The following is a 25,081-nucleotide window of genomic DNA, read 5'->3' as shown; positions in this document are numbered from 1 at the left end:
TTTCAGTGTATGTCAAACTTAATCGATCGGTCGCGTACAACCGGCGGTCAGGATTCTCATAGACTAATTTAACCAAGCCCGATTGAAAAACAGACTCCGCAACAGGTTTCATCGGCCTTCAGCAGAAAGTCACCTTTTCGATAGGCTCTAGCTTGTAAGGCTTACTTCTCACTTCTTGTCGATTTCATTAAACGCTCTTGCCGAGCAATAGTAAATGCCTCACGAATAAGGACTTAGGGAGAATTAACTAATGTACACGGCCAGGGGAGACCTTCGGAGCAAAGCGAACTAGTTGAATGATCGTCTGAATGCCAAAGGAGATAGATCTGTCTTCGATTTAAAGAGTTTACTAAACGATTGCGCGTGTTCGAAACCTAATGCATAAGCGATTTCGCTAACTGTCAAGTCAGTCGTGGACAGTTTTTCTTTCGCCTTGTCGATCAATTTTTCGTGAATGAATTGTTGCGTGGTCTGGCCGGTGAGTTGTTTCAGCAAGCTGCTTAAGTATTTGGTGGACATGTTAAGCGTATCGGCAATATAGTGTACAGTAGGCAGGCCTTTTGTCAATAAATCTTCATGGGTAAAGTAACGGCTCAGTACCTCATCTACCCGATTCAATAGTTGATTATTGGTGATCTTCCGGGTAATAAACTGGCGTTCATAAAATCGCTGCGCATAGGTAAATAAAACCTCCAGGTGAGCAATCATCACATCCTGGCTGAATTTATCCATGTTGGCATGATACTCTTGCCTGATCGTATCAAGAATACCATTAATGATGGCTTCTTCTTTGTCGGACAGAAACAAGGCTTCGTTTGCCGAATACCCAAAGTAGTCGTATTGTTTAATTTTCTTGGCCAGTGAAGTATTCCATAAAAAATCGGGATGGATAAACAGCATCCATCCATCCAGTTGGTGAGGCATACCGTTTGCGTCGCCCCGCAAGAGTTGCCCTGGCGAGATAAAAGCCATCAGCCCTTCATCGAAATCGTATTTCTGCTGACCATATACGAGTTTGTCGCAGCCTCGTTTGAGCGACACCACATATAAGTCAGTTATAACGGCCGCAATACCGGGGTCACTTTTCAGACCTTTCAGCTCAATCATACCAATGAGTGGGTGCTGTGGCTTTGGCAAATTCATCAGGCGGTGTATTTCCGCAATTGATTTAATTCGGAATGGTTTTTTGTTGTCCATAGCTTATGTTCAATGCTTGAATGGATAGGTTAACCAAATCAGAAGTAAAGGCAGGGCGAGAAAAGGAATTTCGATTAGGGCCGTTCTGGTAATGCCTGCTCGCAATGATAAGGCCATGATCCATAAAATGGTGATCGCATTCAGTAAGTTGCTGATAAAAAATGTTTTTGGAAATAAAATCATCAACCCGACGATGATTGAAAATACCCCCAAGAAAGGTTTGACCGTCTCCCCGATGCCTAAGTCGGTCATCATTTTTGTTTGTTCAGCATTAGCTGGCTGAAAGGTGTCCCAACCGTGTTTAAGGCTTAGGAACGATGACAGTAAAACGAGTAAGATACTTATGATTTTCATGTCTTCTTTTGTCTGCAAGTCAATCTGCTAAATTTTAGTGGTTTACGTGGGCAGGAGACACCTAAGAGGACCGGTTGTTTTGATTCTCATACATAAATGAAGCTCCCATCTTGGCTGATTGCGAAAGGATAAATTTGGGAGCCACTCGACTCAGAACCCGCATCAACTTGGCAAGGCCTGGGTAAATTTCAGCCTGATCCTGTTGCATGCCTTTAATAGCAGCATCGACAATTTTTTCAGGCGCCATTAGTGCGTTGGCACTAAACCCATCTTCCTGTTGAAATTTGTCGTTTAGCGGTGTGGAAGAACCCGGCGCAATCAACTCAAATACGCTAATGCCGGTGTGTTTAAGTTGTACGCGTAAAGCCTGGGTATACGCACGAAGCCCCGACTTACTGGCACTATAAATCGGAGAAATGGGGAAAGTCATGAGCGCAATGCCTGAGCTAACGTTGAGAATAGCTGCATTGGTTTTTGTTTTCAGATGGGGCAGGAACTGCTGCACCATACGAATAGGCCCCATCAGGTTGATTTCTACTTCGCGGGTTATGTCAGTAAGCTCATGTGGATGATGAAGACTGATCTTGCGCATTTCACCGGCATTGTTGATGAGGATATTGAGGTCGGGGAATTCCTTGATTACTTTATCGTATAAGTTTATGATGTCCTGCGCTTTGCTTACATCGCTTTGCAGGGTATGTACCCCGGGAAGCTTTCGTTTTACCTCCTCGAGTTTTCGGGCGTTTCGTCCGGTGATAATGACGGTGTTCCCCAGTGCCATTAATTTGGTGGCAAATTCAACGCCGAAGCCTCCTGTTCCGCCAGTGACTAGAATAGTGTTATTCGTTAAGTTCATGGTTTCCGTTTTTGTTGCTGCAAAATTCAGCTGTCTTGCAAAAACGGATGTAGTCAAAAGTCGCTAAGTTGTAGTTGAAAGGAAAATGGCAACGAGCCCGTATAAGCCAGAGCAGGACTACCTGATCTTAACCTTTCAGAAGCAACTTATTGAGTAGGCGAATCTTTAAGAAATATGGCAAAAGGGTGAGCAGTCGTCAAGAAAACGATTGCTATAAGCCTTGGACACACGAGTGTTCCTTCGGCTTACTCAGAAGAAGGTTTAAAGAGACATTGATTTTAATAGATGTCCACTACTATCCGTAACATAGGCTACGTAGTTCACTGTTAAATTTATCTAAGCTACCGATTACCCAATCGTATCAGTTGGGCGGATAGGTAGGTTATTTACTAGCAACGGGAAATAGTTTTTCATCCACCTGCGTTCCCTGACCGGCTACGCGGCACCAGCCAGCGGCCGCTTTATGGTACACTTCCAAACGACGTACTTTAATGTTTACATCTTGCCCGTCAACCACCAGCTTTACATCGATCAGCGAGTTAACCACGGCCATAGAGCCATCATAAATTCGGATGAATTGATTGCCCGCAATGGGTTGCACCGATTTAAAAACCAGCTTTTCTTTTTTCTGCACCTCAACCCATTGTTGATGTGAAAAGGAAATATCGCCTTTGGGGCCAACCGCAATAAAATCATGGCAATCGATCAGGGTGCCGGGTTGCTGGTGGCGTAGTAATTCTCGGATCGCCTGTCGTTCGTTCGGATAGCTGGATGTATCTACCTGTGCGAACACGCTGGTGGTTGCGATGCTTATTAAAAGCAGGGTGAGAACAAGTTTCATAGGGTTCGTTTTTCTCAAAAATAGGCAAGCCCTTACTCTTTTAACCGAGAAGTCGCCTAACAATACGGCCCAGAAAACATACAGTGTTTTTTTGACGATAAGATGAGTTGGTCGACGACCAACTCATCTTATCGTCAACTTATTGACCTTGATCGAATAAGTACTTGATCTTCCTTTTATCTGGTTACCGATCCGTATCTTAGTAGCAGACCCCTACAACTCATGGAGCAGCTACCTTTCATTTATTCAAAAACTACAGGCTGGCGTTTCGTGCGGCATCTGACTTTCTGGCTGCTTTGGTTTCTGTTCCAACTGCTCCTGTATTCCTTTTCGCCATCACCAGCCTTGCAACGGCACTCCTTTCTGCATCGACTGTTTATTACCTTACCGGAAACGCTGATTTACCTGATTCCAAGTTTATTTCTGGCTTATTCGCTCATGTATCTGGTTATACCCAGGCAAGTCATTCCCGGTAAGTACATCCTGGCTACCCTTTGTGCAGTTATATTGGTCTTACTAACAGCGGCTTTATCAGCTACGCTGTCGATGACTATTATTGATTACTTCCGCCATCAAGTTGCTGATAAGTTAGCACCCGTTGTGGCCAGGGAGCCGCACCCCACCTTCTATGTTCAGTTCGGCGTAGCTATGCTGGCCGGGTTACGAGGAAGCATTACCGTGGGCGGGGTAGCTGCGGCCATAAAATTGTTGAAATGCTTCCATGAAAAGCAACAGGCTGCTCTTCTGCTTGAAAAAGAAAAGGCAAATGCCGAGCTTCAGATGTTGAAAGCCCAGTTGCACCCGCACTTCTTATTCAATACGCTCAATACGATTTATTCATTTACACAAGATGTATCGGAGAAAGCATCCGGGATGATCTTGGGGTTTTCGCAATTGCTGCGTTATATCTTGTATGATTGCAATTATCCGTTGGTTCCCCTCGAAAAGGAACTGAACATGATCGGCGATTATCTACATTTGGAAAAGGCCAGGTACGATCAAGGGCTTGATATGGCGGTGCAGTTGCCTAAAACGACTACTCATCTCATTGCCCCACTCATGCTTTTACCCTTTATCGAAAACGCATTCAAGCATGGAGCCAGTCGTATGATAGAGAGCCCCTGGATCAGCTTAACCGTAACCCTACACGACGATAAACTGGCAATGAAACTAATTAATGGCAAGCCAGCTGGCTATGAGCATCCGTTACCAGGTATAGGCATAGCAAACGTTCGGAAGCGGCTGGAATTAAGTTATCCGAACCAACATGAACTAGCGATCCATAATGAGGAAGAGATGTATATTGTTAACTTGACGCTTACGTTAACACACGCCTATCCTGAGCCTGTCAAATCAGTATATGATGGAGTCGCTGACTAACTATAATTGCCTGATCGTCGACGATGAGCCCCCCGCTCGGGAAGTACTGCGTCGGTATATCAATCAGGTGCCCATGCTTACCTTAATCGGCGAATGTACCAGCGCTATTCAGGCACTTACGGCCTTAAAACAGCAGCCGGTCGATCTGCTGTTTCTTGATATTCAAATGCCTCAAATAACGGGTATTGAGTTGATTGGAACGTTAACCCAACTGCCTAAAATTGTCCTGACAACGGCCTTTGAGCAATATGCTGTACAAGCCTTTGAACTAGGCGTTACCGATTACCTCGTTAAGCCTATAAGTTTCGAACGGTTTTTAAAGTCGGTCAATAAAGCATTACCCGACCACACGCTTTCACCAATAAGCCAACCGCTCATGCCGCACCATACCGAAACGGCTACAGATGCTTTTCTCTATTTCCGGGCGGACAGGAAAATGGTTAAGGTTTTTCTGAGTGATATTCTTTATGTAGAGAGCCTCAAAGATTATGTCAGGATTCACACAACAAAAGGTGCCATCATCACTAAATACGCCATCACGGCACTGGAAGCCATGCTGCCCGGAACCTCATTTCTGAGGGTGCACCGGTCCTTCCTCGTCTCACTTAACAAGATTGATTCGTTTACATCTGAGGAGATCGCTATTCGAGATCATTTGATACCAATTGGTAAATTATACAGGCAGCAGGCGTTAAACTTGTTGAACCATGCCTAGTCTGACCGCCTAAAAAAATGGCTTTGCTGAAAAGCAGACCACATTCAAGTTCTCCGTTTATAGCACTCAGGGTATTTTCAAATTCCGAACAAACGGCACGAACCCGCTCAATTTATTATGTTGACAATAAGCCGTTTACTTTTAAAAAGTGAGTGACTTATTTCTCTATTGATCCGTGGTTCAACCTCTTTATTTTTACTATTAGAGATCCCTTATTCGCCCCAATTTAGCAGGTCTTACGATGGAGCGTTTTGTGGTACGTTGATTTTTAATAGCTCTCCAACCTAATCAGCCGCATATGTGTAGTGACAGAAGACTTCAGAGACTGACTTTTTTATTGGGCAAATAACCAGACTATGCCCCCAAAAGTCAGTATAATAATCATCCAGTTAATAAATACTTCCAGGCCACTCTCAATAACAAATTTATCCGGATTGTCTTCCTTATAGTAAACTGTCACCTCTTGGTGAGCGCTAAAGTAATTCAGTTCATGGTATAAGGAATGGTCAGGCTGACGCTCAATCCAGCTAGTATCGCGCGTTTGAAAGCGAACAATGGGTACCCAAAGCTGGCGAAGTATAAAAAAATCACTTCGGTCAAAGGAAGTAATTGTTCCAGTTATCTTATTAGCCCCTCTAACTAATTGATAATAAGAGTATAGGAAAAGAATAGAAAAAATAGACGAAAAAATTCCGCCTATCAGCAAGGGTATCAGAAATTTCATAAGATATACAATAGCGGTTTACACGTATTGGGTAGCCTAAGTAAGTAATACGCGTTCTGGAAGTTTGTTTCCTCTTGTAGATCAGGCTTATTGTAGAAGTTGTAAGGGGAGTGAGTGTAGCCACATCATAAAATAGACGTGCGCTGACCAGCCTGTGATCTGTTCGAATTAGGAGATGGCCTAAAGCCAGTAGCCTGGTCGAGCTGGCGGCTAATTCACACGCCCAGCCCAGGGCTATGGGCTATACCTCTTCATACTCGGCTTCAAAACCAGTAAAATACTCCTGACACCCTGGAAAGTGGCCATGAAGAACCAACGGGCTTATCCAGTCTGGCCCACCCAGAGGCAATAATAGCGAGTATACTATGAGTTAAGCTTCCTGGTCAGTTGGTCGAAGATGACCCAGCCCATCACAAAGCTGTAAGCCATCAACTGGCCTGGTACCAAAAGCACCTGAAGATAAAATAGCCAGCGGTTGACATTGTCCGAGCTCCGAAAGGGATTATCCAGTAGACCGCCCCACCAGCCCAGATTGGTGTAATCAGGCTTAGCGCTCACGCGATAGCTGGCCCATCCGTACAGACTCAAGCCGCCCAACTTGAGTAGCCATTGACTACCTCTCAGCGAGGGCCATTCAGCAAATACCCACAGCAAGCCCACCTCCCAGCAGGCAATACCCAGTAGGATAGCGACCCAAATCATCCACTTCTTAGGTGGGGGCTGGTCCAGTGGTTCTGGAGCATCCACTTGGAGCTTACCCACCGGACCTGGCTTATCTTCCAGAAACCAGGCTAGCCATTTCATAACTGTTTCATTTGTGGTTGAGTAACACTTTAGTGTCCGTTGATCAAACGCCCATAACCGCTTGGATCAACGAAAATGGCCCAGCAAAACCAGGCCACTCCTGTGGGCTTCGCTTAAGGGCAGCAGCAGTGGTCCAAAGGTAAACCAAAGGGGGTGGCCACAACAGCGGATAACTACGTATCTTACCAGGTAGAGTAACGGGTTAGAAGACACGGTAGGCATTTTGAACCTACTACTCTACTTAAATCGATTACAAATGGCTTATTGAAGAAAACAGAAAATGAAGTACTAGTATCTCACAAAACCGCTGACATGTTACTAGTTGTCCTGCTCAATTAGTAGCCTACATCGAGCGTGTAACGGACGACATTCGCACGTTGATAAGGAAAAAGCATAGGGGAAGGTCACTAGCTAAAGCAGCCTAGCCAAAATGACTGATTTTGGGTTATGAGTAAAACCGCAACTCAACGATGAAAAACACCCTTTACCTGATTGTCCTATTCGTAGCCTGTTCGTGTGCTAGCATCCGCCAGCGCAACGATACCACCGCTCTCAATCAAATATTTCAGATTCCGCGCCACCAGACGATGTATTCATACACGAAAAAGGGGGGCGTAAAAGCAAAAATACTGTCCCAGCGGGTTAAGGCAGCTTTGTATGAGCGGGCCGACACGCTCTACGCTGAACTTTTATCTGAAACCCTGCCTCCGCCCGATGGCGATCCCAATACGATTGACCAGTCGGACTCGCTGGCGGTATTTTTTCTACATTATAATCCGTCGCTGAATAAGATCGAGGAGAAGAGTCCCTGGTTTCGCTATCAGACCACGGCAATTGACATTGACTTATTTACACTACCCTTTAAATACCGGTTTCGAACGGCCAATCAGCCGGGGCAACTGGAAGACAAGCTGAACGTAGGCATTTACATTGGCGAACGTTACGATCTGGGCCGCTATCGAACGGTTTATTTTAGGCACAACCAGCGTTCCGAAATCTCTACCTTCAGTATAGGGATGGGCGGCTTTTTATGTTTTGCTCCCGCCACCATTACCTCCTTTAGTACACTGGGCCGAGTGCAAGACGACTACCAGGCACTGGGACTGAACTACGGCCTGAACACCACTTTTAGTTTCTCGAACTTTTCGGCGGGTCTGGCAGTGGGTATCGAGTCGATTACCGACAGCAACCGAAGCCTCTGGATTTATCAGAACAAGCCCTGGCTGGGAATTACTGTGGGGCTAAACTTGAATTAAAAAAGCCTGTTTAAATCTTTCCAAGTCCCTGCGTTAGCAACAAAAGACGTGAACCCATTAGCACTAGTTTAACCTTTTCTGAGATTGAACCAGTAAATAGAACAAGCTTCTTTACCTGTTAATCGTAAACGAAGAAAAATCTGACCGTTCAATACGTTTCATTCGTAGTAGATTCTGTTTATACATGAAAATGCCCGGCAACGTATAGCACATTGCCGGGCATTTTCATGTATAAACAGAATCTACTTGACTTCTTCGTAATCGACGTATTCGCCACCTTTGAAGGGGTAACTACCGTCTTTCTTCTGAACATTATCGACTCGAACCTCCCCTTCCCGACGACCTCCACGCACATCACCCTGCCTTTTTTGCTCTTTCACCAGTTGACGACCAACCAGCAGATAAAACACAAATCGACGTACCGGCGGTACGAAGAGGATAACCATCGTGATGATGAACAAATATTTGAACAACATAGCAGAGTCTTGTTAATACTGAATAAACGTTGGGATGGCCTGTTTAGTTTTCCGGTATGATAATCGGCGTTTAGCCCGGATAAACAGTGGTCGCCTGCCTCATCATAAAAGCATATCGGCCGAAGAGCCTACTGGCCATACAATGCTTTTCCGGCCGCTTCATACTTATCGCCCGCCGACCATTGCGGGCGTGTTGCCCGGTTAGCGATCAACCGGGCGGCATAGGCATAAGCCTGGCAATAGCGAAGGGTATAGCCGAAATCCAGACTTTCGGGGTTGTCGATGGCCTGGTGGTAATATTTACCAATGGCTTCATCGAAGGCTTTGAAACCTGCCGAAAACGTAGGAGCCGGTATTCCTTTAGCGGCAAAATGTACATTGTCTGACCGGTCAAACAATCCCTGTTCAGGAGCCGGTTCAGCAAAAACACCCAGCCCGAAGGCTTTAGCCGCCGTTTCAATTTCGTTTTTTGCACCCGTCCGTTCCAGACCGATGACCGAGACAATGGTGGTGTCGTTGTAGCCTGCTCCGTCGGTGTTAAGATCGAAAATTGTTTGTTTAAGCGGTACTAATGGGTGTTCAGCATAGAAGCGGCTTCCGAGTGTACCGGCTTCTTCACCCGTTAGGGCCAATACCAGCACCGACCGTTTGGGGCGTTGCAGTGACAGCGTTTTGGCGGCTTCCAGAATAGCCGCCGTTCCCATGGCATTATCCCGCGTTCCGTTGAAAATACTATCGCTGGGTTGATACGGTGTTCCACTCGCTTTGCCAACACCAATATGGTCGAAGTGAGCCGACAGCACAACATACTCGTCTTTAAGTTTGGGATCAGTGCCTTCAATAATTCCGGCTACATTCGCTGACAAGGCCGAGGTGCGCAGCCGTCCCGAGGTCTGAAGTGTAATCGTTTGCCCAGCCTCTTTAAGCTGTTTGTACTTGTTATTAGCATTGTTAACCCACAAATGTGCGACAGGCGCAGCTGTCTCTCCATTTGTTGGAATAGCCAGTTGTTCGCGGTTAAAATACTGATTGACAAATCCCCAGGGAATGGATTCGCTGTACAGCTCAATAAGGGCAGCCGCCCCTTTCTCACCCGCAAGTTTGCGTTTCGCTGCCGATGCGCTAAAAATCTCACGGGGACTTTTAGCATCGGGCGACCCGCCCTGCGCTACCAGAATCCGACCTTTCACATCGCGCCCCTTGTAGCCATCCTCACCATCGGTCAGGCCGTACCCTACGTAGACGACTTCGCCCGAAAGGTTGGTCGGGCCACCAGCCATCACGACCAGTTCTTTGCCAAGGTGCAGGGTATCTTTCCCAACCAGCATCGTAGCCGAACTGGCCGCTTTGACGCGTTCCAGGTCAATAGGCTGCAAATAGTCAGGCTTGTTGGCAATCGTACCGGCCGGTTTTAACCCCAGTTGTCGGAACTGTTCAGCAATGTACCGAGCCGCAATCCAGTTGCCCGGCTCACCTACTTTACGGCCCTGTAACTCATCAGATGCCAGAAACCGGATGTGGGCTTCGACCTCGGCACGAGACAGACTAAACTCTGGTAATTGAGCGGCTGAATTGGTTGTTTTCGCCTTGGAAGAACTACGTTGAACAGGGTGGTTTTGTGCCTGTATCGAACTGGTAACGACTAGCAGGCCCGCTAAAAAAGGAACGATGATCGATGACCGCATAATAATTGAGTTGACTGTGTAAAAGTACGAAATTCCTGAACGGCTTACGGGCTTTCCAGGGATGTCAGCGAATTTCTGTATTTTCGCTGCTCTTTTTACGAACCTATGCCAGCCCGTTTCGCGACCTCAACGACCGAAAAAACGTATCTTCTCATTGCCATTGGGTTGTTGGCGCTCTACGTTTTCCCGTACGTCTGGCTCGGCGAAGGCGCCCACTTAACGATCCACGATAACCTGGATAGTGATTTCCTTTACCTGTATCTGCTCAAGATTACCAATACCGCGTTCAACTTCGATCTGAACACGATCATTCCGAACATGATGAGTAGCAGCCCCGATGCGGCTACCTCATTCAGCGGAATTCCGCGCTCGGCTTTCCGAACGGGACTCAATTTCGAAGTGCTTTCCTTTTACCTGCTACCGCCTTATTCCGCCCAGATTGTCAACTTTACGGCCGTTCACGGCATTGGGTTTCTGGGCATGTACCTGTTGCTGAAAAAGCACATCTTGCCCGAAACGCACTGGGCGCTCACCCGCGTAGCCATCGCGTTTCTGTTTGCGCTGGTTCCCTGCTACATCGTTCACGGCGCTTCGGTTACGGGGCAACCGCTGCTGTTGTTCGCCTTCCTGAACCTGTTGAAAAAACAGGATCGCCCGAGCGATTGGCTCATTATTCTGCTTTTCCCATTTTACTCTTTTTTCGTTTGGGCGGGCTTATTCATTTGTATTGCACTGGGTATTCTCGGGCTGGTAGCCATGCTCCAGTCGCGGCAGGTTAACTGGGGCTATGTAGTGGGTTTGTTCCTGCTTTCGGCGCTGTACATCGGTAGCGAGTGGGAATTGATTTACGGATTCATCAACCAGACCTACATTTCACAACGGGTCGAGTTCGACTACAGCCAGTTGCGCTCCATGAAACTCGTCGACAGCCTCCGCCGAAGCGCCGATTTATTTGTCTGGCCCATGTTCAACACGGGCGCTTTCTTCACGCTGGGCATTTTAGTCGTTGCCGGGCTGGGTACGTGGCGAGCTTACCGTAAACAGGATAAGCCCGCCATGAACTGGCTCATTGGCTTGCCCATGCTGGCGGGCATCATTTGCCTGATTCACGGGCTTTACCATTACTGGGTCGTTTGGCTGGGCGATAGCTCGCTAGGAATCAAGTTTCGCGTATTTCAGTTCGACCGGTTTTATTTTCTTCTGCCGACCCTCTGGTTTCTTCTGTTCGCTATGGCTTTGCGGCAATGGCGGGCCAATAGCCGCTGGGTATACCTCTTTGTGGTGGGTCAGTTTGTGCTGATGGTTATTGCCAATAAGGAATGGCGCATTAACGTAGGCAAAATGACAGGCTACGTGTCTGAAGCGCAACACCCCTCCTTTCGGGCCTTTTTCGCCGAAAAGCAGTTCGCCCAGATTCGCAACCACATTGGCAAACCGCAATCTGACTACCGGGTCATTTGCCTCGGCATGCATCCGTCGGTGGCGCAATTCAACGGATTCTACACGCTGGATAGTTACCAGAACAACTACCCTCTTCCGTACAAACACGCTTTCCGAAAAATCATCGCAACCGAACTGACGAAAGGTACGCGGCAGATGCGCGTGTATTATGATGCGTATGCCTGCCGGGTGTATCTCTATACGGCTGAGCTGGGCATGAATTACTTGTTCGGGAAAACGCAGCACCCGGCGCTCAATCACCTTCAGTTAGATACCGGCGCCTTAAAGTCACTGGGTGGTCAGTACATTATCTCGGCGGTACCGATTGGCAATGCGGCCCAAAACGGGCTTCACCTGGAAAGCATCTTTACCAATACAGAAAGCTATTGGAAAATCTGGCTATACAGAGTGAACTAGCGCCGAACCGGGCCAGCTGACTTAGAATTGCACCTTTTAACCCCGCCGGTAATGTTGGCGGGCAAAGCGCATGAAGGTATCGGCCAGCCCCTCGCTAACCCCCTGCAACTGAATGGAATAAAAGTCGCGTTGAATGGAAAGCCCCTGTACGTCAAGAATTTTGAGGCTGCCCGCCTGAAGTTCATGCTGCACGGCAAAAACAGAAACAAAGGCCATACAGCGCGAACTTCCAAGGTATGACTTGATACTCTCAGTGCTGCCTAGGTGCATGTCGATCGTTAAATCCGTAAGTTTCAGTCCTACACCCCGCAGGGCATGTTCGATGACTTCAAGTGAGCCGGAGCCCCGTTCGCGAAGCACGATGGGGACCGTTCGAAGTTCGGCCAGTGTAATCTCGTCCCGGTCGGCCAGCGGATGGTCGGCCCGGCAAATGAGCACAAGTTCATCTTTCACGAAGGACGTATACCGAATATCGCTATGATGGGTCCGGCCTTCAACCAGACCGAGATCGATGTCATTATTGAGCAATTGCTGCTCGACCTGTTCGGTATTCCCCGACACCAGCGAGATAGCCACATCGGCCGACTGCTCCCGAAAACGGGCCAATACCGGCGGAATCACATATTGCGCCACCGTCGTACTGGCACCGACTCGCAACGTTCCACCCGACTCACCCTTGAGCGCGTTCATGTCAAACTCCAGTTGGCGATAAACGCCCATAATGGTTTCGGCATGACCGAGCAGCACATTTCCGGCCGTAGTCAAACTAATCTGGTTACCCCGCCGGTCGAAAAGGGCCGTTCCAAACTGGTGTTCAAGTTCCTGAATGTGCTTTGTTACAGCAGGCTGCGTGACATACAGTTCGGCCGCTGCTTTGGTAAAACTAAGCCGTTTGGCAACGGTGTAAAAGACATTCAGACGAAAGTCGAGCATAGCACTATTGAACGTTGAATAACCGGTTAAGTCAGCTTACAAAACCAAAATACGCAGTAATATGACGATTACCCAAACGGCCCGCTATACAAATTCAATAGCGGGCCGTTCGGTGTAGTTAATGACTTGACTCCTTTACTTAAAGCATATCCACCTTCACAAGATTATCGTCCGAAACGCGGTCGATCAGCTTGTTATAGGGGTCGATCCCGGCTTTTACAGGCTTACCTTTCACGGTCACTTCAATCACGTGTTCGCCGGGTGATAAACTACGTTTTTGAAGCAGCAGCGGCACTTTTGTCGTCAGACCATCTTTGTTTTTACCGTCGTCGGTCAGCACTGCAATGTCGGCGATCACGGGGCCTTTGCCCTTGCTGATTTCTTTGCCCGCTTTGTCATAGTATTCCGTTGTTGTGCGCACGTGCAAGGTAACTCGGTACTGGCCGTTGCCGAGTGACTTCGCTTCGGCCTTGGTAATGCGGTTGTCATAGAGCGTTAGTTTCTCGAAATTATCCGTCAGCCAGGGCTTTAATGAATCCGGGGTAGCAGCTTTCAGGAATCCGTACCACTCCAGCGAGGTCGTAAAGGGTGCTTTCTGGCGGAAGCGGGCCGCTTTCATGTAGTCGTTCATGGCTTTGTTTACCCGGTCTTCGCCAATGTAATCCTGCAAAGCATACATCAGCATCGACCCCTTCTGATACCAGACATACGCGCGTGTATCGTTATCGAGCATGTTGGCTTCGAATTTGTCTTCATTGGACCGGCCACGCAGATAACTATCCAGACTGTATTTCAGAAACTTCGGCATCGCATCGGCACCGTACCGCTGCTTAAGCACCATCAGCGCCGAATACTCCGCCATCGTTTCTGAAATCTGGTTGGCCCCACGCGTCCGGCTGGGCATGATCTGGTGACCCCACCACTGGTGCGCCACCTCGTGGGCCGTCACGTAAAATGCGTAGTCGGTCTTGCTGGGGTTGTGGAAGTCACCTACCCAGCCAAACTCCTCCGAATACGGAACGGTGGTCGGAAAGGACTGGGCAAAGCTGGCATAACGCGGAAACTCCAGCACGCGCAATACCGGATACGGATAGGGCGCATAGTTTTTAACATAATACGTCAGCGACGCTTTCATGCTGGCAATAAACCGGTCGATGTTTTTGTCGTGACCAGGGTGGTGATAGACTTCCAGCGCTACGGTTTGCCCATCGGCCCCAGTCCATTTATCGCGTTTAACCGCATAATTAGCGGAGCACATGCTGAAAAAATAATCGGAGAAACCGGGAAGTTTATAGTGGAAGTATTTACGTGGTTTTCCGTTGGCCCCGTTCTTCGTCCAGGTTTTCAGTAGTTCGCCGGGCATGATAGCCGTTTGGTCGGGGTTGGTCGAAATGGTGCCTTCGAAAGTGACCCAGTCGGCGTCGTTGGTAAACAGGAAATCACGCAACCCACGCGGGTCATTTTGCGCAGGCACCGTCCACTCTTTTATTGGTAGCCCGTATTTTTTCCGGTATTTGTCACTGCTCAACTCGTCGTCCTCGTTATAGCCAAAAGCGGGGAAGATATTAACATTAAAAAATGTTCCGTTGCCAACCACATCCCGGCTATCGCCATTATTGGCAAAGCCAACATATTGTCCCGTCACATCCATAGTTAATCGGGCTGAGTCGCCGGGATTCATTCGTTTGGGCAGCCGATAAATGTAATAGCCAAGCTCGGTGTCGTTCAACACAAGATTTGGCGCTTTCCCATCGACCATTAGCTTCGTTAGTTGCCGGTGAAAATTATCAGTCGGAATAGTCAGAAACAATGAATCAATCGGTTGATCTCCTTTGTTGACCATCACAAAGGCCCCCGATGCAAGCGCCTTGAACTCATCAGGATAGATATCGACATTGACCTTTGCGCTGGTGATTTTAGGTTGCAGCACATTGGTATACTTATGGTATGTTTTTTCGAATGTCGCCTGCCGTTCACGCTGTTCATCAATGGAGTAGTACCGGTTTTTTACACTCACATTCGTATAAATCCAGGCACCCATACTCACAAAGGCAAGAAGAAGCACGGCAAACAACGCCACCGAAGCTTTGCCCATCCGCTGGCGGGCCAGTTGCCAGCGGGCTTTGAAACTGGTGTCGGCCCCCCGATTCCAGAACCACAGCGCCAGCACTAGCAGTAGGCCACCAAAGGCATACCAGTAAAGCCGGAACGACGCGATACTGGCCAGATAGTGCCCGAACCCGTTCATGTCCGAAATCTGGACACCCCCACCCGAAAACGGGATCGCCAACTTGTAATTGAAGTCGGCGAATTGCGGCACCGCCCAGATAACAATGTAGACAGCCAGCGTGACAATGTGCCCTACGAACTTTTGGTTGACCATCGTATGCACGAAAAAGGCCAGCATCACCAACTGGAAATACTGCGTAAAGGCAATGCCCAGCAGGTCGCGAAAGTAGAGCGAGAATTCATAATTAAAATAGCCTTTTACCGTCTGATTTAGGACGCCGGATACCAGAATGAGCGCGCACAGCAACAGACAGATGTAAATCATGGACAGCAGCTTGGCTCCGTAATTCATCCAGTCAGGAACGGGCAGCGCATCGGCAATTGTATCGTAATGAACAACTTTGTCGCGGTGAACGACCTCGCCTGTGTAGAAGATCAGGACGATCAGCACAAAGAAGAAAAACGTGCCGTTGCGAGCTTCGAGCATGGCATAGGTTGTGGGCAACGACGGCGTGCCGTAGGTTTCTACCCCAAACCAGCCATCCAGAAACAAAAACAGTACGGCTCCGAGCAAAATGGCAATGAAGTAAGGGTCGCGGACAATGTTCCCAAACTCGATACGAGCCTGCCGGAACATTTGCCTAGCATACGTACTTGCCTGAAAAACAGGCGTTGGTGTGGGTAAACTCGCCAACGACGGAACGCCCTGGCCCACTGCATCTTCTTTCTGCCGCTTGCCCAGTTTAACGGCCAGAAAACGCGAAAAGCTAAACCGTACCAGCGTCAGAACAAACACGAGCACTGCCACGCCAAACCAGATGAGTCGATTCGTCAGTAAATCACCTTCCAGAGGAGCGAGCAACGTGTTCTGCTCCACCGGCGACCAGTATTTCGTAGCTGTATCATAGGCATATGAGCCAAAGGGATCGAGCAAATTGACAAGCTGCTTGTTTTCCAGATCCTGCGATAGTGTAGAACCGAGCAGGTAGGCAATAAACAGCAGAATGCTACCGGCATAGGTCGCGAAAACCTGGCGCGAGAAGGCCACCAGACTAAAGAAAATACTGCCTACCAAAAACATGTTCGGCACAACGAACAGCACAAACGGATAGGCATAGTCGCGGAACCGAATGGGGCCAAAGCGCTCGGTGTTGTCGGCCAAGTTGAAAACAGGCCCCAGCAGCGACCCAATCACGATACCCAGCATACCAACGGCCATAATGCCCAACAGGACCACAAACGAGCCCAGATACCGGCCCAGGATGTAGCCCCGTTCAGTAATGGGGAAGGTAAAGAAGTAATTTTTGGTATTGTGTTCGATGTCCCGGTAAACCGGTACACCCATTACGGCTGAGGCTATTAGCATGCCCAGAATAGTCATCACAACCACAAACTGGCTGATGGCATAAGGCGAATTTATATTCGTTTTTTCCGACGCGGGCCCGTTTCCGTAAATAACAAACAGAAACGTAAAGAGAAATAGTATGAGGGCGTAGAGATACGTAGCAGGCCTTTTCAGCCGGTATGCTAGCTCAAATTTAAAGATTTCGAGGAACATAGAATGAAGGTGTTAGGAGTAAATAGCGCAATCACGAGTAGGTTTTACCATTTCTCCTCGGTCTGTGTCCTTACAGACCGCTTATCCGGAGGCCTTGGTGAGAACGGTTTATGAAGACACAAATCGAGGAGAAGGTCAGGCAAACCAGCCGGTCGGTTGGCCTGTGAGGACACAGGTCATGGGATGGTTCCGACAGGAGACTACCTCCTTATACCGTAACGACATCCATTTTCTCCGTAATTTTGGCAAAATACACATCCTCCAGATCGGGGGAAACGGGCTCGAAATCAGCCAATGGCAAGTCACTATACGCATGAAGACGGGTTTTGCCGCCTTTAAGCTGGGTTGAGATGACGCGGTGGGTTTTTCGGTACGTCTCGATCTCGGATTTCTCGACGAACGTCTGCCAGATTTTTCCTTTCAGATCGGTCACTAAATCGTTCGGATTGCCCGCAGCCACTACTTCGCCAAGGCAAATGATAGCCATATCGGAACACAGGTTCGTTACATCTTCCACAATGTGCGTCGACAGAATAACAATGGTGTTTTCCCCGATTTCGGAGAGCAGGTTATGAAACCGGTTGCGTTCGGCGGGGTCCAGGCCGGCCGTTGGCTCGTCAACGATAATCAGTCGCGGGTTACCAATGAGCGCCTGAGCAATTCCGAATCGCTGCTTCATACCGCCCGAATAGGTACCCAGATTTTTCTTCCGGACCTGATACAAATTGACCTTCTGCAACAGTCCTTCCACAATGTCTTTCCGTTCCCGACTGTTGGCAATGCCCTTGAGCGTCGCAATATGATCGAGCATTGTCTCGGCCGTCACGCGTGGATAAACGCCAAACTCCTGCGGCAAATAACCCAGCACCCGGCGCACGGCATCTTTTTGTGTCAGCACATTCAGGTCCGTTTCCGGCATGGACAGGCGAACGCTGCCGCTATCGGCTTCCTGCAGGGTGGCAATTGTCCGCATCAGGCTTGATTTGCCTGCGCCATTGGGACCGAGCAGGCCGAACATTCCCTGGGAAATGGTCAGCGTAACCCCTTTTAGTGCCCGGACGCCGTTGGAATACGTTTTTGTAAGGTCTTTGATTTCGAGTTGCATACAGAAAAACAGGCGGGTATTTGGTTTGTAGGAATAATAAGCAAATATGTTAAATGCTACTGAATATAAAACCAAACTTTCGCGGACGGTCATAATTGACGCTAAAAGGCATAAAAAAAGCTTCGCCTTACGGCGGAGCTTTTTTTATGCCAAAAATCAGCCCTTAATTGAGCAAGTCGGATAAGGCAGATTATTACGATGATGACTTGAACGTCAATTGGGCATTTCCGCTAAAAGTCAACTTTCCAGTGTTCGCGTCCCCCCTTCACATTGGCTGTATATCCCACCGGCACTATCACTTCGTGGTTACTATAGGCCACCTCCGTAAGCCCCTATTCAGGCTACTCACTCATGTAGTCTTCGGCCGTTTGTAGAGTGGCACCGTGCTGCAGGGTTCCCCAAACAGCAGGCTTTGCACCACGGGCCGCAACACCCGGCTGATTTCTACATAAGCAGCCGTTGGCACAGGTACTTTGGAGCAACCCTTCACAACGACGCGGGCATCCCGGTAGTCTTCAGGCTGAATCCTGACAATGGCTTCGTAGTAAAGTTTTTCTTCCAGATCAGCCAGCGTACCGAACACGATGGTATGGGCCACCGGTTGCAACTGCAACGTCAGCAGCATATACGCCCAGGTTGGTACAATGGCGTCTTCCGTACAGGTGATCGCCACGTTTTTACCCGCATACTGGCTCCAGTCATGCTCTTTCAGAAAAGCACGAAAGTCTTTCTCTTTCAGAATCAACCCCATGTACAGGTTGTCTTTCAGGTCATAAACGACACGCTCGCCAGGGTGATAATATTCTTCCAGATCCAGTGTAACAAGACCACTATTGGCCACACGGTTAACGATTTCGGCTTCCATAATTCTCAGGATAATACCCTCTAAACAGCAGTTGATGGCCGCCCGTTCACTACCATTGCAATACTATTGCCCATTGCGAAATAACCCACTTAACAGTCCGTATTTTTTGCTACTTTTGTTCTTATATGGCCAAGTCTTTCGCTGAGAGCCGTACCGCAGTTCTTCCAGATAAGAAACAGCATCGGCACAGCTCTCGGCAAAAGACTTGGTATCATCAAAAACGCCTTAGACATTTCTCACATGAAATTTATAGTTTCCTCGTCTGTACTGCTGAAAAACTTACAGCATATTAATGGCGTCGTGGCAACGAACCCGATTGTCCCTATCCTCGAAAATTTTCTGTTTCGTATTGATGTAGGAGCCGACGCAGGGGGAGGGACACTGACGGTCACGGCGTCGGACCTGCAAACGACCATGACAACGCAGATTCCGGTAGAAGCCAGCGAAGGCGGTGCCATTGCCATTCCGGCAAAATTACTGCTGGATACGCTTCGTAGCCTGCCCGAGCAACCCGTGACGGTGAACATCGACACGGATACGTTTGGCACCGAAATCCTGACGGATAACGGTCGGTACAAACTCTCCGGCGAAAACCCAATCGATTTTCCGAAACTACCGACCGTCAACAAAAATATGTCGGTTGATATGACGTCCGACGTCTTACTCGGTGCAATCAACAACACCGTTTTCGCAACCAGCACCGACGACCTGCGCCCCGCCATGACCGGAGTGCTGCTGCAACTGAATGAAGACAACGCCACGTTTGTCGCTACGGATGGACACCGGCTCATTCGGTATCGCCGGACCGACCTGAACGCATCGGCCAGCACGTCGATCATCATTCCACGGAAAGCCCTGCAATTATTGAAGGCATCGCTGCCCGAAAACGTACCCGTTACGGCGGAGTTCAGCCAGGCCAATGCCTCCTTTAGCTTCGGACCAACGCAGTTGATCTGCCGCCTGATTGATGAGCGTTTCCCGGATTACGAAAACGCAATCCCGACCAACAATCCGAATGTAATGACCATTGGCCGGACGGATCTGCTGAATTCGCTGAAGCGGATCATGATTTATGCCAACCGGACAACGCACCAGATTCGGTTGTCGCTCAAAACGAATTCATTAACAATCTCGGCTGAGGATCTCGATTATTCCAACGAAGCCAACGAGAAGCTCCTCTGCGACTACGATGGTGACCCGATGGAGATTGGTTTCAATGCCAAACTGATGGCTGAAGTATTGAGCAACCTGAGCGCCAAAATGATCACGCTCGAAATGTCGGCCCCAAACCGTGCCGGTCTGCTCATTCCAGCGGATAAAGAAGAAAACGAAGACATCCTGATGCTGGTGATGCCCGTGATGTTGAATACGTACGCTTAAAAAAAGAATGATGAAGGATGAGTGATGAATGATTTTCCGGCTGATTGCAGATCACTCATCCTTCATCCTTCATCATTCATCCTTTATGTCCACTCCTCCCGTTTCCACCAGACGCGGCCCAGCCCTCGTTTTCATTTTCATTACCCTCCTCATTGACGTAACGGGGCTCGGAATTATCATCCCGGTTTTTCCGAAGCTAATTGAACAGCTCATCCATGGCAACATTAGCCAGGCGGCAAGCTGGGGTGGCTGGCTGTCGTTTTCGTACGCTGCCATGCAGTTCCTTTTCTCCCCAATTCTGGGTGGGTTGAGCGACCGTTTCGGGCGTCGGCCTGTCTTACTGTTTTCTCTGTTCGGATTTGGTCTCGACTACATCCTTCAGGGCTTTGCTTCCACCATTGAGTGGCTCTTTGTGGGTCGTTTGCTGGCGGGGATAACCGGGGCCAGTTTCACCACTGCTACAGCCTATATTGCCGACATCAGTACCCCCGAAAAGCGGGCACAGAATTTCGGCTTAATTGGGGCAGCTTTTGGCGTGGGCTTTATTCTTGGTCCGGCTGCCGGTGGTTTCTTAGGGCAATATGGCCCACGCGTACCGTTTTTTGTTGCAGCAGGGCTAACAATGGTCAATTTCTTATACGGCCTTTTCATTCTACCCGAATCACTGGCGCCCGAAAACAGACGCCCTTTCGACTGGCGACGGGCGAATCCGATTGGTTCCCTGATGCGACTGGGTAAATATCCCGTTATTCTGGGTTTGGTGGCGTCGTTGGTGCTAGTTTACATTGCGGGATTTGCGGTGCAGGGCACCTGGACGTTCTACTCCATGGAGAAATTCAAGTGGGACGAGAAAACCGTTGGGCTGTCGCTGGCAGCCATTGGGCTTTCTTTTGCCATTGTACAGGGTGGCTTGAGCCGGATCATCATTCCTAAACTGGGGCAGCAACGGTCGGTTTATGTCGGGTTGATGTTCAGTGCGGTTGGCTTTCTGCTGTTTGCCATCGCCACACAAAGCTGGATGATGTTTGCGTTTATGATGGTGTATGCCATGGGCGGTATTGCTGGCCCCTCTATCCAGGGAATTATTTCCAATCAGGTACCGGCCAACGAACAGGGCGAACTACAAGGCGCTTTAACCAGCCTGACCAGCACAACCTCCATTTTTGGGCCGCTCATCATGACAAACCTGTTCTCGTTTTTCACGTCGCCAGCGGCCCCAGTCTACTTACCCGGTGCTCCCTTTTACCTGGCTTCCGTGCTGGTGATAGTCAGTGCTATTTTGTCCCGGCGCGGCCTGAACCGTAGTTTGGCCGCTAGTTGATTTTTCTGAAGTCCATACCATCAAAAACCAGGTTATCGACTTTGCCCAGCGTGTTCAAGTTAAACCGGGCCATGGCCTTACCGTACCAGGCTTTTTGATAAGGCCCATAAAAGGTATCGTAATGCCAGTGCGGCAGGACTGCATTCAGCGAATTGTCGTTCACGTTGATTGACAACTGATTGCCAGCAACACTAACTTCCGCTTTACCATAAAGCGGGCTGGTGTAGGTTCCGGCATATTGGACAAGAGGCACTGACGGCGAGGTATTAAGGACCCGTTTACTATCGAAACTTCTCTGAGCTTTCTTCCCATCTTCCCGAAGTTTGGAATAGAGCGTTTTGAACTCGACACTCCAGTCGCGGTTACCGCCCAGCGCAAACCAGTCGAAAGCTTTGTACATCAAGGCATGACGGACTTCGGCATGGTCGTAATTGCCAAATATGTAAACGCCCAATTTCGCTTCGGGTAACTGCCCGGTTATGGCCGTCAAACCCGCCAGACTACCCGTATGGAAATTCACTTTCTTCCCTCTGTAGTCATGCTGATACCAGCCTAAACCATAGGTGCGCCAGTTGGGTTTCAGCAGGTGCATGGTTGGGTATTCGTCTTCCGGGAAAAACGTTTGTGGAGTAAAGATTTCAGTCCAGGTTTCGGGTTTCAGCAAGCGACCGCCGTTGTATTTACTACTATCGAGCATACAAATAATCCATTTGCTGATGTCGTCGGCTGATGACCAGACCGCCCCCGCCGAACCAACCTCACTGTCGGCACCGTACTCAATTACCTTGATGGTATCGTTGATGTTGTAATGCGGCTTTGTCAGATTGGCGTCGGTGATATAACCCCGTTTGGGTGCAGTCCGGGTCATACCTAAAGGGGTAAAAATCCGCTCTTTTATCGTTTCTGCCCATGTTTTGCCCACAATGCGTTCAATAATCCGACCCGCGGCTGAATAGAACGTATTCTGATAGACGAACCCGGCCCTGAAAGGGTAACTGGGCTTCACCATGACCATGCGCCGGAACATTTCATTGACGGGAATGGACATGGCACCGGTCATAAAATCTGTACTACCCACACCCGTATCATGAATGAGTAGATCACGAATCGTCAGCGCACGGGTTACGTACGGATCATATAACTGAAGTTCGGGCAGGTACTTGGAAACCGGATCGTTCCAGGCAAGTTTTCCTTCATCGACGAGCATGCCCATCAGCGCCACAGTCATCGCTTTTGTGGTCGATGCACAGGCAAACAGAGTCTGTGTATCAACGCGTTCGGGTTTACCAAATTCGCGTACGCCGTACCCTTTTTTAAAAATAACCTGATTATCCTTAACAACAGCGATCGAGAGGCCCGGCACGTCCCATTGTTTGCGGGCGGCTTCCACATAGGCATCGAATTCCTGAATCTGTTTGGGAGAGATCTGCTTTTGCGCCAAAGCAGTAAACGCCGTACTCACAAAGAACAGTAGAAATAAATTTCGCATGGAAGTCAGCATGATGATCAATTTCAATGCGTCCTCCTATAGGTTCATCAAAAAGAGCGCATTTTTGTCATTCCGACGCAGGAGGAATCTTAAAGTAGGACAACCCTCAAGATTCCTTTTGCGTCGGAATGACAAAAATGCGCTCTTTTTGGCTCAATAACGAGAAATAATAAGCTCAATCGTTATTTACTCAATATATTCATAAAGCAAAGACCACGTTGAACCGAAGTTGCATTGCATCCTCCGTTTTCAGGCCCATAAGCGATGGGCGCTCAACGTTATGATCACTCATGTTTACCGGAAATTCGCCGGTCAGCGTCATTTTTCCACCCACATCTTTGCGTGTCGCCTGCAAGGTAGCAGGCTTGGCAATACCATGAAAAGTGAGCGTCCCTTTGGCCATTATCGTACCGTTATCACCCGCTTTTATATCTGAACTCACGAAGGTTACATTGGGGTATTTCAACCCTTCGAGCACCTCGATCGCGTGCGAATCACGGTTGTTATTGTCACTGTCGAACGAGGCTACTTTGATGGATACAGCTATCGTTTCGGGTAGCTTTGTTTCGTCGTTGTAAATTAGGGCACAATTAACATCATGACTCACCCCATCCCACTTATGGAGCGGGTGTTTGGCGGAGTACGTGACGGTCGACAGCGCTTTATCGGCCATTAGTTTTCGCTTGCCCATTGGGCTGACAAAAGCGCACAGGATCCCGATAGCTGCCCAGCAGCTATACTTCAGTAACGTGTTCATGTTTTTAGAAAGTTATGGCGAGAATCGAAGCCGCATAAGCACCAAAGGTTGTGTAAGCAGCCGCCCGGTGATAGGGTTTGAGCGATGGGTTCTCATCAATCATGTGAGCCAGCACGTTGGTGGCAACCATGCCCGTCAGGTGAACAATGGCCAGGTATTTATGGAGCTTGATGGTTGTGAACCCTTTTCGCGCACCCACCACCGGCGGTGGCGCAGTGAGCGAAAGCAGTAACGTCGTTCCATACGTAACGTTGATAAACGCAGCCGACCGTTCATGCCACTTTTTGGTATCGACGTAATCCTGACCCTTGGCGTTATACAACTTTGCTCCGATAATTCCCTGCGCTATAAACCCGGCCAGCGTGACAAAACCGCCAATCTGGTGCGCAATGAGCATCGTTCGCCGAACTTTCAATTCGTGAGCGCGTCCTTCGGGCGTTAGGGGAGCAATGTTCATTGACCGAAGCAATCCTTTTGGGCCCCAGAATGCCCGTTGCGTAAAGATCATTTTATGCGGCAGTAAGTCCGGCTTCGCTTCGGTTGAGTCGCCCAGCCCAGCCAGCAAGTCGGTGGCATCTGTTGTCGATGGCGAAATGGTAGTATCCCGGCGGACGGCGGTCGAATCCTGAGCCTGGAGCGCACCCGCGCTCAGGTACATGAAAAAGGCAAAACAAAGGTATTTCATCGGCTGGAATTTAGCAGTTAGGCAGTTACCGTCAAACTATTCCCGTCTGTGCTCAAGGCAGTTTTGTACTGCGTCAGGGCTTTGGCAGCCGGACCTACTTTTACGGCCCCGGTTGTTGTAAATTCGGAGCCATGATTGCTACAGTAAATGTCGTCGGAGTCAGACCGATACTGTACAGTTGTGCCCTCGTGGGTGCAGACTTTCGAGAGTGCAATGAAGTTTCCTCCTTTTACTTTAGCCACCAGCGTACTGCCGACAATGGCATATTGCCCCGCCGTTTTCAGTTTGCTATAGTTCGTATCGGTCAGGTCGAGGGTATAGTTGATCGCTCCCTTAGCCGAATCAGCATTCCCTGTTAAGCCTGTTCCTGTTGTTGTTCCAGTTCCCGTACCGGGCGTAGCAGGTGCTGGGTCATCGTTGCTTTTCGAGCAGGACGTAAGTGTGGTTCCCATGCAGTAAAAGGCCATCAGGGCGGCACTGCTCATACCCAGGCTACGCAGAAATTCGCCACGCTTCATTTGGTCGGTCGTTGGATTGCTTTTCATCGGTTGTTTGATTAGTTTATTTCGTGTAGTTACAATAATTAGCCGGTGATTTTGGGTGTGCAGAAAAAG

The 25,081-nt window shown here is 48.9% G+C and carries 22 protein-coding genes; 6 read left to right on the top strand and 16 right to left on the bottom strand.

All coding sequences use genetic code 11. The annotated features are described in order from the left end of the window. Nucleotides 1-288 precede the first annotated feature (288 nt). The 4 genes from SD10_RS00835 to SD10_RS00820 all read right to left on the bottom strand — a co-directional run bounded on the left by SD10_RS00835 (nt 289) and on the right by SD10_RS00820 (nt 3,248). Entirely contained in the window at nt 289-1,197 is a 909-nt protein-coding gene (locus SD10_RS00835) for a helix-turn-helix domain-containing protein (RefSeq protein WP_046375250.1), read from the bottom strand. A 9-nt stretch (nt 1,198-1,206) separates the two neighbouring features. Continuing rightward, nucleotides 1,207-1,551: a hypothetical protein gene (locus tag SD10_RS00830; protein WP_046578878.1), complete on the bottom strand. Its 345-nt coding sequence runs from the start codon at nt 1,549-1,551 to the stop codon at nt 1,207-1,209. 61 nt (nt 1,552-1,612) lie between these two features. Then, nucleotides 1,613-2,407 (bottom strand): SDR family oxidoreductase, encoded by a 795-nt coding sequence (locus tag SD10_RS00825; RefSeq protein WP_046578875.1) that lies wholly within the window; start codon nt 2,405-2,407, stop codon nt 1,613-1,615. Nucleotides 2,408-2,789: 382 nt separating this feature from the next. Then, nucleotides 2,790-3,248 carry a nuclear transport factor 2 family protein gene (locus SD10_RS00820; RefSeq protein WP_046375249.1) on the bottom strand — a complete coding sequence of 153 codons (459 nt, stop codon included), beginning with the start codon at nt 3,246-3,248 and terminating at the stop codon, nt 2,790-2,792. A 222-nt stretch (nt 3,249-3,470) separates the two neighbouring features. Here SD10_RS00820 and SD10_RS29910 point away from each other — a divergent pair, with 222 nt between their 5' ends. Next, the gene (locus tag SD10_RS29910; RefSeq protein ID WP_227699103.1) at nt 3,471-4,628 is read left to right on the top strand and encodes a sensor histidine kinase; all 1,158 of its coding nucleotides are present in this window, start codon (nt 3,471-3,473) and stop codon (nt 4,626-4,628) included. Next, on the top strand, nt 4,609-5,343 hold the full coding sequence (locus SD10_RS00810) for a LytR/AlgR family response regulator transcription factor (RefSeq protein WP_227699102.1): 735 nt from the start codon (nt 4,609-4,611) through the stop codon (nt 5,341-5,343). Before SD10_RS29910 ends, SD10_RS00810 begins: the two co-directional genes overlap by 20 nt. A 334-nt stretch (nt 5,344-5,677) precedes the next feature. Here the strand turns inward: SD10_RS00810 and SD10_RS00805 are convergent, their stop codons facing one another. Together SD10_RS00805 and SD10_RS00800 are read right to left on the bottom strand one after the other, a co-directional pair. After that, a complete protein-coding gene (locus SD10_RS00805) occupies nt 5,678-6,067 on the bottom strand; it encodes a DUF3592 domain-containing protein (protein ID WP_046375247.1) in 390 nt (129 codons plus the stop codon). A gap of 363 nt (nt 6,068-6,430) precedes the next feature. Further along, entirely contained in the window at nt 6,431-6,871 is a 441-nt protein-coding gene (locus tag SD10_RS00800) for a hypothetical protein (RefSeq protein WP_046375246.1), read from the bottom strand. Between the two features lie 470 nt (nt 6,872-7,341). On the opposite strand from SD10_RS00800, the gene SD10_RS00795 reads away from it, so the two are divergent. Beyond that, a complete protein-coding gene (locus tag SD10_RS00795) occupies nt 7,342-8,127 on the top strand; it encodes a hypothetical protein (RefSeq protein ID WP_046375245.1) in 786 nt (261 codons plus the stop codon). Between the two features lie 242 nt (nt 8,128-8,369). Here SD10_RS00795 and SD10_RS00790 read toward each other — a convergent pair whose 3' ends face one another. Both SD10_RS00790 and SD10_RS00785 read right to left on the bottom strand, forming a co-directional pair. After that, complete coding sequence (locus SD10_RS00790; RefSeq protein ID WP_046375244.1) at nt 8,370-8,603, bottom strand: hypothetical protein; 234 nt, start codon at nt 8,601-8,603, stop codon at nt 8,370-8,372. 128 nt (nt 8,604-8,731) lie between these two features. Beyond that, entirely contained in the window at nt 8,732-10,288 is a 1,557-nt protein-coding gene (locus tag SD10_RS00785) for a M28 family peptidase (protein WP_046375243.1), read from the bottom strand. A 105-nt stretch (nt 10,289-10,393) separates the two neighbouring features. Between SD10_RS00785 and SD10_RS00780 the strand changes: the two genes are divergently transcribed. After that, nucleotides 10,394-12,145: a DUF6044 family protein gene (locus SD10_RS00780; RefSeq protein WP_227699101.1), complete on the top strand. Its 1,752-nt coding sequence runs from the start codon at nt 10,394-10,396 to the stop codon at nt 12,143-12,145. A gap of 36 nt (nt 12,146-12,181) precedes the next feature. Here SD10_RS00780 and SD10_RS00775 read toward each other — a convergent pair whose 3' ends face one another. The 4 genes from SD10_RS00775 to SD10_RS00760 all read right to left on the bottom strand — a co-directional run bounded on the left by SD10_RS00775 (nt 12,182) and on the right by SD10_RS00760 (nt 18,835). Next, nucleotides 12,182-13,078, bottom strand: a complete 897-nt coding sequence (locus tag SD10_RS00775) for a LysR family transcriptional regulator (protein ID WP_046375242.1) — start codon at nt 13,076-13,078, stop codon at nt 12,182-12,184. Nucleotides 13,079-13,217: 139 nt separating this feature from the next. Then, on the bottom strand, nt 13,218-16,865 hold the full coding sequence (locus tag SD10_RS00770; protein ID WP_046375241.1) for an ABC transporter permease/M1 family aminopeptidase: 3,648 nt from the start codon (nt 16,863-16,865) through the stop codon (nt 13,218-13,220). Nucleotides 16,866-17,073: 208 nt separating this feature from the next. Next, a complete protein-coding gene (locus SD10_RS00765) occupies nt 17,074-17,970 on the bottom strand; it encodes an ABC transporter ATP-binding protein (RefSeq protein ID WP_046375240.1) in 897 nt (298 codons plus the stop codon). A 349-nt stretch (nt 17,971-18,319) separates the two neighbouring features. Next, a complete protein-coding gene (locus SD10_RS00760; protein WP_046375239.1) occupies nt 18,320-18,835 on the bottom strand; it encodes a DUF2480 family protein in 516 nt (171 codons plus the stop codon). A 240-nt stretch (nt 18,836-19,075) separates the two neighbouring features. Here SD10_RS00760 and dnaN point away from each other — a divergent pair, with 240 nt between their 5' ends. Both dnaN and SD10_RS00750 read left to right on the top strand, forming a co-directional pair. Further along, nucleotides 19,076-20,215: a DNA polymerase III subunit beta gene (gene dnaN / locus SD10_RS00755; RefSeq protein WP_046375238.1), complete on the top strand. Its 1,140-nt coding sequence runs from the start codon at nt 19,076-19,078 to the stop codon at nt 20,213-20,215. A gap of 85 nt (nt 20,216-20,300) precedes the next feature. Continuing rightward, complete coding sequence (locus tag SD10_RS00750; RefSeq protein WP_046578870.1) at nt 20,301-21,536, top strand: TCR/Tet family MFS transporter; 1,236 nt, start codon at nt 20,301-20,303, stop codon at nt 21,534-21,536. Here SD10_RS00750 and SD10_RS00745 read toward each other — a convergent pair. The 4 genes from SD10_RS00745 to SD10_RS00730 form a co-directional block, all read right to left on the bottom strand. After that, complete coding sequence (locus SD10_RS00745; RefSeq protein WP_046578868.1) at nt 21,529-23,025, bottom strand: serine hydrolase; 1,497 nt, start codon at nt 23,023-23,025, stop codon at nt 21,529-21,531. The two genes, SD10_RS00750 and SD10_RS00745, sit on opposite strands and share 8 nt — an antisense overlap. A gap of 199 nt (nt 23,026-23,224) precedes the next feature. After that, nucleotides 23,225-23,782, bottom strand: coding sequence for a YceI family protein (locus SD10_RS00740; RefSeq protein ID WP_046375237.1), 558 nt, complete (start codon nt 23,780-23,782; stop codon nt 23,225-23,227). A 4-nt stretch (nt 23,783-23,786) separates the two neighbouring features. Further along, on the bottom strand, nt 23,787-24,467 hold the full coding sequence (locus SD10_RS00735) for a hypothetical protein (RefSeq protein ID WP_046375236.1): 681 nt from the start codon (nt 24,465-24,467) through the stop codon (nt 23,787-23,789). Between the two features lie 17 nt (nt 24,468-24,484). Beyond that, on the bottom strand, nt 24,485-25,012 hold the full coding sequence (locus SD10_RS00730; protein ID WP_046375235.1) for a QcrA and Rieske domain-containing protein: 528 nt from the start codon (nt 25,010-25,012) through the stop codon (nt 24,485-24,487). Nucleotides 25,013-25,081: the final 69 nt, after the last annotated feature.

The organism is Spirosoma radiotolerans, assembly GCF_000974425.1.
GTDB classification, from domain to species: domain Bacteria; phylum Bacteroidota; class Bacteroidia; order Cytophagales; family Spirosomataceae; genus Spirosoma; species Spirosoma radiotolerans.
Note: the sequence above shows the minus strand (reverse complement) of the source record. Positions and strands in the feature narration are given on the sequence as shown.